Source organism: Pseudochrobactrum sp. XF203 (assembly GCF_020341615.1).
GTDB classification, from domain to species: Bacteria; Pseudomonadota; Alphaproteobacteria; order Rhizobiales; family Rhizobiaceae; genus Pseudochrobactrum; species Pseudochrobactrum saccharolyticum.
Map to the genome: position 1 here is coordinate 414,406 of NZ_CP084392.1, position 13,134 is coordinate 427,539.

12 protein-coding genes are annotated in these 13,134 nt (G+C 54.0%); 7 read left to right on the forward strand and 5 right to left on the reverse strand.

Features of this window, described 5'->3' with window-relative positions:
- Positions 1-1,332 (forward strand): acetoin dehydrogenase dihydrolipoyllysine-residue acetyltransferase subunit, encoded by a 1,332-nt coding sequence (locus LDL70_RS01755; protein ID WP_225686383.1) that lies wholly within the window; start codon positions 1-3, stop codon positions 1,330-1,332.
- A 110-nt stretch (positions 1,333-1,442) separates the two neighbouring features.
- Here LDL70_RS01755 and LDL70_RS01760 read toward each other — a convergent pair whose 3' ends face one another.
- Positions 1,443-2,090 (reverse strand): hypothetical protein, encoded by a 648-nt coding sequence (locus LDL70_RS01760; protein ID WP_225688312.1) that lies wholly within the window; start codon positions 2,088-2,090, stop codon positions 1,443-1,445.
- Between the two features lie 205 nt (positions 2,091-2,295).
- Here LDL70_RS01760 and LDL70_RS01765 point away from each other — a divergent pair, with 205 nt between their 5' ends.
- The 5 genes from LDL70_RS01765 to ptsP all read left to right on the forward strand — a co-directional run bounded on the left by LDL70_RS01765 (position 2,296) and on the right by ptsP (position 7,058).
- Complete coding sequence (locus tag LDL70_RS01765) at positions 2,296-2,730, forward strand: transcriptional regulator GutM (RefSeq protein WP_213596466.1); 435 nt, start codon at positions 2,296-2,298, stop codon at positions 2,728-2,730.
- A gap of 54 nt (positions 2,731-2,784) precedes the next feature.
- Positions 2,785-3,585: a PTS glucitol/sorbitol transporter subunit IIC gene (locus tag LDL70_RS01770; RefSeq protein WP_122092352.1), complete on the forward strand. Its 801-nt coding sequence runs from the start codon at positions 2,785-2,787 to the stop codon at positions 3,583-3,585.
- A gap of 16 nt (positions 3,586-3,601) precedes the next feature.
- The gene (locus LDL70_RS01775; RefSeq protein ID WP_022710179.1) at positions 3,602-4,594 is read left to right on the forward strand and encodes a PTS glucitol/sorbitol transporter subunit IIB; all 993 of its coding nucleotides are present in this window, start codon (positions 3,602-3,604) and stop codon (positions 4,592-4,594) included.
- 86 nt (positions 4,595-4,680) lie between these two features.
- Positions 4,681-5,061, forward strand: a complete 381-nt coding sequence (locus LDL70_RS01780) for a PTS glucitol/sorbitol transporter subunit IIA (RefSeq protein WP_225686385.1) — start codon at positions 4,681-4,683, stop codon at positions 5,059-5,061.
- 26 nt (positions 5,062-5,087) lie between these two features.
- A complete protein-coding gene (ptsP, locus tag LDL70_RS01785) occupies positions 5,088-7,058 on the forward strand; it encodes a phosphoenolpyruvate--protein phosphotransferase (protein ID WP_225686387.1) in 1,971 nt (656 codons plus the stop codon).
- A 47-nt stretch (positions 7,059-7,105) separates the two neighbouring features.
- On the opposite strand, the gene LDL70_RS01790 is transcribed toward ptsP, so the two are convergent.
- Entirely contained in the window at positions 7,106-7,858 is a 753-nt protein-coding gene (locus tag LDL70_RS01790; RefSeq protein WP_225686389.1) for a hypothetical protein, read from the reverse strand.
- Positions 7,859-8,022: 164 nt separating this feature from the next.
- Here LDL70_RS01790 and LDL70_RS01795 point away from each other — a divergent pair, with 164 nt between their 5' ends.
- Positions 8,023-9,051 (forward strand): sugar-binding transcriptional regulator, encoded by a 1,029-nt coding sequence (locus LDL70_RS01795; protein ID WP_225686391.1) that lies wholly within the window; start codon positions 8,023-8,025, stop codon positions 9,049-9,051.
- A 65-nt stretch (positions 9,052-9,116) separates the two neighbouring features.
- Here the strand turns inward: LDL70_RS01795 and dctP are convergent, their stop codons facing one another.
- From dctP to LDL70_RS01810, 3 genes are read right to left on the reverse strand one after another with little or no spacing between them, the layout of a single operon-like run.
- Complete coding sequence (gene dctP / locus LDL70_RS01800; protein ID WP_225686406.1) at positions 9,117-10,115, reverse strand: TRAP transporter substrate-binding protein; 999 nt, start codon at positions 10,113-10,115, stop codon at positions 9,117-9,119.
- Between the two features lie 26 nt (positions 10,116-10,141).
- A complete protein-coding gene (locus tag LDL70_RS01805; protein WP_370637797.1) occupies positions 10,142-11,971 on the reverse strand; it encodes a TRAP transporter large permease subunit in 1,830 nt (609 codons plus the stop codon).
- 2 nt (positions 11,972-11,973) lie between these two features.
- Positions 11,974-13,104, reverse strand: coding sequence for an LLM class flavin-dependent oxidoreductase (locus LDL70_RS01810; RefSeq protein ID WP_116086604.1), 1,131 nt, complete (start codon positions 13,102-13,104; stop codon positions 11,974-11,976).
- Positions 13,105-13,134 lie beyond the last annotated feature (30 nt).

Genomic DNA, 13,134 nt, shown 5'->3' on the forward strand with positions numbered 1-13,134 from the left:
ATGGCGGTTGAAGTCATCCTGCCTAAAGTTGATATGGATATGGAGACCGGCCAGATTTCGCGCTGGTACGCCAAGGATGGCGATACGGTCACCAAAGGTCAGTTGCTGTTTGAGATTGAAACAGACAAAGCCGCTATGGAAGTGGATGCACCGGCATCCGGCATTCTCGGCGATGTGTCTGCTGCGGAAGGCGCAGTCGTGCCGGTCGGTCAGGCTGTTGCATGGATTTATGCTGAAGGCGAGGAGCGGAAAGCTGCCAGCAAACCGGTTTCAGAACCGGCTGTTGAACCGCAAATATCGCATTCAGTCTCTGAAGCCCCCGCTGTGCAGCCGGTTGTTACCCCCGCGCCGGTTGCACAGACTGAAATTGCAGGCATTCGTGCAACACCGCTGGCGCGCAGGCTGGCAAAAGATGCAGGTCTTGATCTGAGTGCGGTACAGGGCTCCGGTCCTAAAGGCCGGATTCAGAAGAAAGACATAGAGTCCAATTTGGCGGCTGCGGCACCTGCTGCTTCGCCGGTGCAGGCCACTGCACCTCGTCCGGTTGTCACATCTCCGGAGCAAGCTGCGCTCAATGCGGTCTGGTTGCGCCAAGGTGAAAGCGGGCAGTTGCCAATTGTGCTGATCCATGGTTTTGCATCAGACCTCAATAGCTGGCGCATGTTGCTGGCCGGCGGTACTTTGCGCAATCCGGTTCTGGCGCTTGATCTGCCAGCCCATGGCGGCTCACCGCGCTACGTGCCGGAGAGTATTGATGCGATTGCGGCCAGTGTGGAAGCAACGCTGGCAGCGCATGGAGTTGAAGCCTGTATTCTGGTCGGTCATTCGATGGGTGGTGCAGTTGCAGCTGTCACAGCCGCGCGCGGCATTGCGGATGTGCGCTCGCTGGTGCTGATTTCCTCTGCCGGTCTCGGCCCGCAGATCAATGGTGCATTCCTCAATGGTCTGGTACAAGCCAAAAGTGAAGCAAGCATTGTACCCTGGCTGAAAGAACTGTTTGCCGATGAGAATATGCTCTCCAGAGCTTTCATCAACGCAACGGTTGCGCAGGCACAGGATACGGAACTACGTGCAGCACAAGCCGGTATGGCGGCGCATTTATGTGCGGACAATACGCAGACATTTGAAATCCGCTCAAGCCTTGAGGGGCTGGTAATTCCTGTACGGCTGATCTTCGGTGCGCAGGATCGCATTATTCCCGTGGCTCATGCCCATGGCCTGCCGGGAGAAGTTGGTGTGCATGTGTTCCGCAATTGCGGACATATGCCTCAGCTGGAGCAGCGTGATGCTGTACTGCGTATCATCGGCGAGTGCAGCAGGGCAGCACAATAAAATTGCAGAAAACAGGCTGCATACCGTTCCCTCTGTATAGCCTGTTTTTCTGATCCCACCCCCGCCGGATGCAAGGCTTTCCTTTCCATCCTGCGGGGGATTTTTTCATTTTAATTATGAGATGGCTGCGTAAGCGCAACGGCAGGATTGTCTGCGCCGAGTGCACGCTGCACTGCCGCGCGTGCCGAGGCAAAATCCGGCATCACCCAGTTCGGTTCCTGTCCCAAAAACTTGTCGAGAAAGGCGATGGCAAAACCCGGCATTTCAGACGCATTTTCTTTATAAGTCCACCAGGTGCGCAGATCATTGGCGCTCTGGTCAATATCTGGGCTTATACCGAATTCCTGTTCCTGTATCGCGGCAATCGCACAGATACAGTAATTGGTATAGAGAAAACCTTCCGGCCAGAAACGGATGATTTCGTTCACATTTTCCATCTCGCCGGTCAGAACTTTATCCGGTGCATTCACGGCTCTGGCGGGGCTGAGGCGGATCAGTTCTTTGAGAACCAGACCGGCGGCAAAAATAATGAAATCCTTGCGGTCAACAGCAGCATAATGCTTGTTCTGATTGACCAGCTCGATCCAGTTGAGAAAGGCTTCCGTCAGGCGTTTTTCATCAATATCATAGCGCATACCGGTCATTTCGGTAATCAGACCGGCATGTTTTCGCAAAGTCGCCCGAAACCAGCGCAGCTGACGCAGCCTGTGCCGTAAATCAGGCACATTTGCCATCTGGTTTTTGAATAGCAGATCCATCATGAGCTCTTTCTTGTATCGGTCTTTTATGCAGGCACTTTATTGACAGTAATCATAAGCGATGACAGGAGAAATGTCATGGTCCATTCGCTTTGACCTGCGTGTAATGAATTATACATATTGACATTGAAAAAAACAAATGTTCTCTAATTCACTCGGGAGAATGAGCTGATGACGGGTTCAGAGGCAGTCGGGAGGATATCGTATGGCGATATGGCAATGGGCATTATTAGCTTTGGCATTGCTCTGGGGTTTCCAGTCGCTGGGTGTCTGGTTCCAGATGCGTCACTATACCGATGTCATGAAGGGCATCAGCAATAAATACAAAGACGGATATGTTGGTGCCGGCCATGTGCGCGGGCGTTTCGGTAAGGGCGTTATTGTTCTGATCGTGGTGGATCGTGATCTGGTTGTGCGCAGATTGCTGGAGATGAGCGGTCGTACAGTCTTTGCCAAATTCACCCGTCGTGATGCTTTTGAAGGGCTGACACTGACCCAGTTGCGGGAGCAGCTGGAACAGGACAAATTTCAGCCGGCTGTGGCACATGCGGTGCGCTCTGCAATCGAACAGGCCGAAAGGCTGGCTGATACGTCTGACGGAGAGACCGGACTAACCGGTCTGAAGACAGCGGAAGCCTGAACTAAAAAAGAGTAGGGGAGGCCGCATGTCCGGTGCGGCAATCAGGGAGGTAATATGTCAATTACAGCAATGTTGGCACAACATGCCGACGTCACCATGCAATCCCTGCATCATGCGGGGGGGCTGGTATCCGACGCAGTGTTAAACGCAGGGCTGCACAGCAAAATGGCGGTGCAGCAAAGCGGCAATGATCTCGTGGTATTGGCACAAGCCAGCACCGATACGGGAACAGCGGCTGCAACCGGCGGCAATATCACTGTCGATCAGTTCCGTGAACGCCTGCAAAATGTGCAGCAGGAAGAACAGCTCGGCTGGCTTACCGCTTTGGGTAAACACTTTATCGGTGTGTTCCAGAAGGGCGGCGAGGTTCTGACCGGCTTTGTTACCGGTATCATCCCGACACTGATCGTGCTGATGACCGCTTTCTACGCGATCACCGAACTGGTGGGCGAAAAGCGCGTGCATGGTCTGGCACGCGGTGCCGGACGTATCGCGCTGACCCGTTATACGGTTTTGCCTTTGCTTTCAGTCTTCTTCCTGACCAATCCGATGGCTTACACCTTCGGTTCATTCCTCGAAGAAAAGCACAAGCCTGCATTTTACGATGCTGCGGTTTCCTATGTGCATCCGCCGCTTGGTCTGTTCCCGCATATCAATCCGGGCGAGTATTTCGTCTGGGGCGGCATTCTTGTGGCTTTGCTGGAGCTGGAAAAGAAGGGCGCAGTGCCGGGCGGTTATCATATCACTGTGGCCATCTGGTATGCGCTGGTCGGTCTCGTGGTGATCCTGCTCAAAGGTATGCTGACAGAACGTATTACCGCCATTATGGCGCGCCGTCAGGGCATTGAGCTCTGAGGGGCGGGAGGGGAACATGGCAAAAACCTATAAATCCGTAACAATTAATCCGGGTTCCGGCGGCTGGGGCGGCCCGCTGACCATTCAGCCGACCGAACAGCGCAACAAGGTTGTTTCTGTCACCGGCGGTGGTATCCACCCGATTGCCCGTCAGATTGCAGACCTGACCGGTGCTGAAGCGGTTGACGGCTTTAAAAGCCCGCCGATTGAAAGCGAAATGGCTGTTGTAATCGTGGATTGCGGCGGCACAGCACGTTGCGGGGTGTATCCGCGCAAGCGTATTCCTACGGTTAATGTGATGCCGGTCGGCCAGTCAGGACCATTGGCACAGTATATTACCGAAGATATCTATGTGTCGGGTGTGAAGTCTGAAAATATTGCCCTTGCAGATGGTTCCGCACCGGCGGCTGCTGCTGCGACACAGACCAAGGCTGAGGCACCTGCTGCTGCACCGGTTGAACAGCCTTCTGAGGGCGGTCTGATCGGCTTTATCAGCAGTGTCGGCCGTGTAATGGGCGGTATTGTCGGCGTATTCTTTAATGCCGGTCGCCGTACCATCGATCAGGTTATCCGTAACGTATTGCCGTTCATGGCTTTCGTTACCATGCTGATCGGTTTCATCCTCTATACCGGTATCGGCGATATTCTCGCACAGCCGCTGGGGCCGCTTGCCAATAATATTATCGGCTTGCTGATCCTGTCCGCAATCTGTGGCCTGCCGTTTCTGTCACCGGTTCTCGGACCCGGTGCGGTGATTGCGCAGGTGGTTGGTGTGGCAATTATCGGGCCGCAAATTGCCAATGGCACGATTGCTCCGGCAATGGCTCTGCCTGCACTGTTTGCCTATAACACGCAGGTCGGTTGTGACTTCGTGCCGGTTGGTCTGGCATTGGGTGAAGCCAAGCCGAAAACCATCGAGATCGGTGTGCCTGCGGTTCTCATCAGCCGTCAGATCATGGGGCCGGTTTCGGTGCTGATTGCATGGGCTGTGAGCCTGATGGTTCTTTAAACTAACACATACAATACAAAGAGCGGTCTGGTCGCCAATGACTGGCCGCTCTTGCAAAGCAGAATAGATTGAAAGGTTCCGCCATTATGACAATTTCTCTGAAGACGCGGATTACCGCTGTGGGTCCTGAAGTGGCGGATCTGGCTGAAGGCGGCGTTGTTATCCTGTTTGCTGACGGCTCTCCGTCAGAACTGGCAGAGGTTTCTGTGCTTCATGCGGTGGAAGACCAACCGTCTGCTGAAGCCCCTGCAACCGGCGCAAGGATCAGCATCGGCTCGCTTGAGGCGACGATTACCTCTGTCGGCTCCAGTGCATGGCAGAAAGTGTTGGATATCGGCCATGTGGTGATTTCGTTCAATGGTGCCGAGAGCACTGAACGTCCGGGAGAAATTTGCGCTTCCGAAGTGGATACACAGGCGCTGGTGGCGCAATTGCAGACCGGCACCACGATTATCATTCACGCATAAATTCAGACTATTGAAACAGGTATAGCATGGAACGCTCGACAATCGTACGGGTGCATGAAGGTTTACATGCACGGCCGGCTACCCGCTTTGTAAAGCTTGCCAAGAGCTTTGAATCGGACATTGAGATTGCTAAAGCGGACAAAAGCGTCAGCGCAAAAAGCTCCGTGAAGCTGATGCTGCTCGGCGTTAAGGAAAATGACACGGTAACCGTGCGTGCCGAAGGTGCGGATGCGATTGAGGCACTGGAAGCGCTGATCGGCTATCTGGAAAATCCGCTGTCGGGTCTGGATGAAAATGCGGATGCTCCTGTTGTTGCGAGCGCGCCTGCATCTGTTGACCCAATAGTTCCGGCTGTTTCGCTGGCAGAGCCGGAAGAGACCGGTTTCATCACCGGTATTGCGGCCAGTGAAGGCGTGGCAATTGGTGAGGCCTATCCGTTTTTCCCGCCGGAAATCTCTGCCGATAACCGCACGTTGAAAACCTCTGAAATATCCGCAGAACTTGCCCGCTTTCATGATGCTGTCGCGCATGTTCAGCAGCGTATGGATGCGGAGCTGAAAGCGGATAATCTTGCCGAGAGCGATCGCGGTATTATTGCGGCATTGAAGGATATTGCTGCGGACGAGACTTTACTTGATGAAGCAACAGGACTGATCCGTGGCGGGCTGGATGCGCTCTCCGCCATGCTCGGTGCCAGTGCAGCCGTTGCCCGTCAGTTCTCAGAGATTGATGACCCTTATCTCAACGCCCGTGCCGATGACGTGCAGGCCGTTGGCCGTCAGATTTGTCTGGCGCTTCTGGGGCAGCAGGATATCAGTCTGGAAGCCTTGCCGGATGGCGCTATTCTGATCGCTGAAGATATCGGTGCATGGGATTTCGCCCGCGCGCCGCTGAAAAAGATCGGTGCGATTGTCTGTGGCCATGGCGGCGCAACCTCCCATGTGGCGATCATTGCCCGCACTCATGGTATTCCGGCGGTGCTCGGTCTGGGTAAGGCGGTGCATCAGCTGAAAGATGTGAAGCAGATTGCTGTTGACGGCAGTAAAGGCCGTGTCGCGCCGGATCCGGATGAAGCAATCTGCGCGGACTTCAAGCAGCGTATTGCAGATGCGAAGGCTGAAAAACAGGCTTTGGAAGCCTATCGTACTATGATCCCGCAGCGGGCCGATGGTACAGTAATTGAAGTTGCCGCCAATCTCGGTGCGCTGGAAGAGATTGAGGTGGCGCAGGCTGCCGGTGCGATGGGCGTCGGCCTGTTCCGTACCGAACTGCTCTTCATGAAACATATGCATCTGCCATCGGAAGATATGCAGACAGAAACCTATTCAGCGTTGCTGAAGGCTTTTGCACCTTATCCTGTGATTGTGCGCACGCTTGATATTGGTGGTGACAAGCCGATTGCCGGTATTGAATTTCCGCAGGAGGAAAATCCGTTTCTCGGCTGGCGCGGTATCCGTATGTGTCTTGACCGGCCGGATATTTTCAAGCCGCAATTGCGTGCCCTGCTGCGTTCTGCCGTGCATGGTCAGCTTAAAGTCATGCTGCCGATGATCTCGGATGTGGCGGAAATCCGCGCAACCAAAGCTTTGATTGAGACATGCAGACAAGAACTGCTCAGTGAGGGCAAGGCTTGCGGTCAGTTTGACCTTGGTGTGATGATTGAAACACCTGCCGCTGTTTTCGCCGCACAGCAACTTGCACAGGAAGCCGCTTTCTTTTCAATCGGCACCAATGATCTGACCCAATATGTCATGGCTGCAGACAGGCTTAACCCAACCGTTGCCAAGCTGAATGATGTTTCACATCCGGCGGTCATGGCTGCCATTGAGATGACTGCAAAAGCAGGCATTGAGGCCGGTATTATGGTGGGAATGTGCGGTGAGGCGGCAGCAAGGCCGGATCTGATTGCAGAATTTATCCGCATGGGGCTGACAGAACTGAGCATGAGCCCCGCTTCCATCCCGCGGGCAAAGAAGCTGATTTCTGAGCTAAAGTAAAAATAAACACCGCTGCAAAACGCAATGTTGCAGCGGTGTTTTTGCCTTTACGGCAGATGAAAAATCAGTGTGGCAAACAGTTTTTGCAGAGCCGCTTCATCCTTGTTCTGCAAGCTTTCAAGAATGCGCTCGCCGCGTGCTTCCACTGCCAGCAGGGCGCTTTCCAGATTATCAATATTTTCCATATCGACCGGTTTGGCCGTTGCCAGACCGCAGGCCAGACTAATGGCCGCAAAACCTGAAATCAGGGCTTGTTCGGACAGGCTGCTGGACTGGCGCACCGGTTGCTGGCGCAATATTTCCTGAAACAGCGCCGTGCACAGTATGGCAGTCTGCTGGATCACATCAGTTTTCGGGTCATGCAGGCGGGCAATATCCGCACTATAGCGCTGTTTCATATGGTTATAGACCGACATGAAAACCGCTTCCTGAATCAATACATTTTCAGCTTTATTACGGCGTAATACGGCTTTGGTCAGATAATACATATCGCGATGAAACGCGCGCTGCCCTTCTTGTCCGCTTGTGAAATAGAAGCTCAAACCCTGCACATCCGGCGCAGTGTCATGAATAGACGGATTGTCGGAAACCAGTGAAATAGAGATATTTTCAGCGGTGCTGAATGCTTTATCCATCACGGTTGCCGCAACATGTGCAGCACGGTTGAGGACAATATCCGGCAGGATTGCCGGTTCCGCAGCCTCATTCTGGCCGTGACGGGTACGGCGCAGGGCATAACGCAGGCCTCGCAGCTTGTCTTTGATACTGACGGCGATGTCGTTCGGAATGTCCTGATGCATGGTCGTTCATCCTGCGCGCATGATGCGGGTATAACCCGAAATGATGACGGGATTATTGTTTCTTCATGGCTGAAAAAGCAATAAGCTGCGCGCAGAAAAACCTGCTTATCGGCCAGTCTTTCAGCAGGTCGTATAAGTATGTGCAAAATATTCGGGGAATTGGGTTGAAAAGCACAAAGCGCAAATCGGGTAATGTTCAGGAAACACCGGAATTTATCGTCGGATCAGAAAGCGTCGCCAGCGAGAATAAAACCAACCGGCTGCGCACGCGCGCGGCATGGATGTATTATGTCGAGCAGATGACCCAGAATGACATTGCGGATGTGCTTGGTGTCGGTCGTGTAACGATTGTGCGGCTGCTGGCCGAAGCCCGTGCCCGCAATGAGGTGAAGATCACGATTGAAGGCAAGCTGGCCGGTCTGACTGCGCTGGAAAGAATGCTGGAGCAGACCTTCGGGCTGGAACGGGCAATCGTTGCACCGCTGTCAACGCCGGAGACTGACCCGATTGTGCCGATTGCTGCTGCTACCGGTGCCTATCTTTCCGAGAAAGTACAGCACGGCATGCGCATCGGTGTGGGCTGGGGGCGCACATTATCCGGCACTTTGCAGCATATCGGTGCGCGCAGTCTTAATGATCTTAAAGTGATTTCGCTTCTCGGCGGAATTGCACAGCCGCGCCGGTTCAATCCGCCGGAATTTGCCTGGCAATTCGCGCAGATTTTTCAGGGCGAGGGCTATCTGATCCCCGCACCGGCACTGGTTGACAGTCAGGAAACGCGCGAGGCATTGGTTGAACGCTGCGGTCTGAAAGATGTTTTCGAAATGGCTGATGATCTGGATATGGTGCTGCTCAGCATCGGCGGCATTGAGACGGCCAGCAGCACATCCTATCGCGTTGGTCTGATTGATGAAGCGCAGAAGCGCTCTTTGATCGAGAATGGCGCAGTCGGCGATATGCTGTTCCATTTCTATGACCGCAATGGCGAGATCGTTTCCGATCCGGTGCATGAGCGCGTGATGTCGGTCAGCATGGATAAGTTGCAGAAAGCACCGGTGCGTATCCTCACTTCCGGCGGGCCGGAAAAAGTGGTGGCTTTGCTCGGTGCGATGAAACTGCTGAAACCGACAGTTTTCATCACTGATGAAATCAGTGCCGCTGAAATGCTGAAGAAATATCAGGCCGGCAATTAAAGCTGTGACGCCCCCTCCGCATGATTGAACGTTGGGGAGGGGGGACGTCCTGACCGGTCTGTGAGTTAAAGATTTTTGATCGCATTGATGCGGTCGATACCACCGACAACTGGTGCGAAATCATCCCATACGGTTTTTGCACCGGCCTGCCACTGGTCATAATTTTCCGGTTGCAGAACCTGCGCACCATGTTCCTTGGCTTTGGCAATTGCCGCGCTTTCATCATCAACAATCAGCTGATTAAAATAGGTGGTGGCTTCTTGTGATGCTTCCTGCAGCACCTGCTGTTGTTCTGCACTGAGACCGTTCCAGAAATTGGCTGAGAAATAGACCACACCCGACGCCCAGATATGGCTGGTTTCAGTGACAAACGGCACAACCTCATAGAGCTTGAAGCTCGCATAGGCTGATTTTGTCAGATCCATCGCATCGGCAACGCCGGTTTCCAGTGCATTATAGGTTTCGGTGATCGGAATACCCACCGGTGTTGTGCCGAAATTGCTCCAAAGCTTGGTATGCAGCGGGCTTTGAATAGTGCGGATGCGTTTACCTTTGAGTTGTTCCGGTTTGGTCACAGCCTCTTTGGTCAGCAAATGCCGTGCGCCGTAATTGATGAAGCCGGTAGCGATAAAGTTCTGCGCTTTGAGCTTTTCTTTCAGATCATTACCGGTCTCGCCCTGCACGGTTTTCAGCACATGGTCAGCATCTTTGAACAAGAATGGCAGGTCAAGAATTTGCAACTCCGGCACCCAGCCGGACAAAGCGGAAACCGTGGAAAGGCTGCCCTGTATGGAGCCGAGGCGGATACCCTCAGCCACTTCCTTCTCACCACCCAAAGCACTGTCTTTGACGATATTGAAACGGAATTGTCCCGGCAGTTTTGCTTCCACGAGATCACGGATTTTCAACCAGATTTTGGTTTCCGGCTTATCATCGCCGAACAGTGAGGCAATCGTGATGGCAGTTTTAGCCTGCGCCGTGCGGATGAGGGCTGGCATGGCAAGAGCGGTTGCTGTGCCGAGCGTGGCTGTGCGCAGAAAATGGCGGCGGTTAAGCGTAATCATAGCGGGAGGATCCTTATGAGAGCAGGTCAGATGAGCAAAGCCCATGCGCCGAGAATGACGAGAGAAAACAGCAGAGCGATGAAATAGGGTGTCATAGCTTTGAAAAGAGCGGTGGCGGGCAGGCGGGTAACACCGCTGACCACAAAGACCAGCATGCCGACAGGTGGTGTCAGCCCTCCGATCATCAGATTGACTACGAGGATGACGCCGAACATGACCGGATCAATACCGGCGGCAACGGCAATCGGCAGAAAGATCGGGCCGAAGAGCAGAATGGCAGCGCCGATATCCAGAACAAGACCGACAACCAGTAGCACGAGATTGATGATGATCAGGATGACAACCGGATTGGCACCGAAACCACTGACCAGATCGGAAATTGTGCCGGAAATATCATCGACCGCCAGCAGAAACGCGAAGGGACTGGCCGTGCCGATCAGCAGGCCGATCGCAGAGGCTTCTTTGCCGGACTGTCTGAAAATATCATAGAGCGAGGTAATGCCAACTTTGCCGATCAGGGCCATGACCAATGTATAGAGCGCAGCAATGGCAGCAGCTTCTGTGGTCGTAACTACGCCCATGCGGATGCCGACAACCACGATAATGCCAAGGCCGAAAGCGGGGATGGCACCGATGGCTGAATGCAGGCGTTCCTGTCCGCTGGCACGCGGCTGTGTCACTTGTTCACGAACGGTCAGATGAATGGCGACGGCAAGGCAGAGAGCCATGATCGCACCGGCAAAAAAACCGCCGACAAGCAATGCGCCGACAGAGAGATTGGTTGCCGCTGCGAGAATGAGAAAAGCAATAGATGGCGGGATCACATTATCCAGCACTGAAGTGGCCGCAATAATTGCACCGGCCTGTGCAGGCGGATAACCACGCTTCACCAGTTCCGGCTGGAAGGTTGCAGCGCCGAAGGCCGCATTGGCGACAGAAGAGCCGGAAGCTCCGGAAAACAGCACACTGGTCAGCAATGTGGTCTGCGCCAATCCGGCACGGCGATGGCCGACAAGTGAGGAGGCAAATTGCACGATCTTCTGCGCAATGCCTGCGGCGGTAAGCAGGCTGCCCGCCAGCAGAAAGAACGGAATTGCCAGCAGCAGGAATTTGGAAACACCGGTCACAGTGGAAGACACCACAGCCGGTTCCGGCAAGGTGCTGCCAAAGGCAATGGCAATATAGGCGGCGGCCAGAAATGCATGGGGTAGAGGAGCCGCAACCAGCAGTCCGGCCAGAGCAATCAGACCCAGCACAATACTCGGGCTTAAATCCGTATCAATATGGATATGGCTGACCGCGATATAGAGCGCCGTTGCCAGCAGACCGGCAATCAGCAGATCCGGTATTTTATTCTCGCTGATGCGCTGTAGCCCCAGCACAATCAGAATAAAGAACCCGCCGAGACCGAGAAAGCCGAAACGTATCCATTCCGGCAGGCCGAGTGTCGGAGAAATGCCGCCAAGTAGCACAGCAATCCGTGCGCTGCCAAAGCTGAGGATCAGCCCGCTCATCAGCGTGAAAGTGTCCGCAATAATAGCCGCGCCACGCTGACCCGAAGGCGAGAGACGGGATGTCACCAGATCAAGCCGCATCGCCAGTGCCGAATTGATTGCCAGCGGCGCACCAAAGGCAATCAATGCAACATAGAGCCATGTGGCCAGTTCTTCAGAGCCGAGAAGACCGGTATTAAACCCGTAGCGCAGCACCACTGTTGTCAGCACAATCAGCAGCAATGCGGCAAGGAGCGCGGCACAGATTGCACCCAGCAGATTTTCAATGCCGGTCAGCATTGTTCTGGCAAAGGATTGCACCGGTGTTATTGCGATCGCGGGATAGGTCTTCACTGTACTCATCATCAAGCCGGAACTGCCTTAGAGAGGTCGCGGTCAAACAGTGTTGACCATGTGTAATTCTTTGCTTGCTTTACTTCTGTTGAAACATCAAGACGCGGCAGCACAGTTTCCCCGAAACGATAGGCTTCTTCCAGCAATGGCATACCGGAGAGGATGAATGTTTCCACACCGGCTTCACGATAGGCCTCCAGTGTGCGGATCACCGTATCCGGCGAGCCGACAATGGCAGTACCCGGACCCGGACGCACAAGACCGATACCTGCCCAGAGATTTGGCGCTACTTCCAGATCACGTAAGTTTTCAGGCTTAACACCGCCATGCAAAGCACTCATGCGTTTTTGGCCAACGGAATCCGTGTTGGAAACAAAGCGCTGATTGGCGGCAATGGATGCGGCATCCATCTGAGCATAGAGATCATTGGCGGCCTCCCATGCTTTGGCATCAGTATCACGCACAATCACATAAAGCCGGATGCCATATTGCATAGTACGGCCGAATTGTTTGGCGCGTTCTTTGACCTTGGCGATTTTAGCTCCGATCTGCTCCGGCGTTTCACCCCATGACAGGTAAGTGTCGGTATGTTTGGCGGAAACATCGAGCGCTTTATCGGAGGAACCGCCGAACCAGAGCGGCGGCGGGGTAATCGTATCGCCCACCGGCAGTGCCAGTTTGGCACCGGTTGTGGTGAAATATTTGCCCTGATAATCCACGCTCTCTCCGGCAAACAGTCTGTGCCAGATGGTCAGATATTCATCGGCCATGTCATAGCGTTCATCATGGGGAATGTTCATACCATAGGCGCCGAGCATTTTGGCGTCACCCGATACGACATTGACCAACAGGCGGCCGTTGGAAAATTCCTGAAAACTTGCAGCCATTTTGGCAAGCAAAGTCGGCGCAATCAGACCCGGATGGATGGCAACGAGAAATTTCAGCCGCTCCGTATAAGGCAGCAGCGAATTGGCTAATCCCCATACATCATGGGCGCCGGTGGCAAAGAGTGCGCCGGTATAGCCCAGCTGGTCATAGGCCATGGCAAGCTGCTTGTAATAGCCGAGATCAACCTTGCGGGAACCTTCAGGCTTCCACGGATAGGCACCGTCAGGTGCGCACATATACCAGAAAATATTCATATCATTGTCCGTATTCGTAAATTGCGGTGA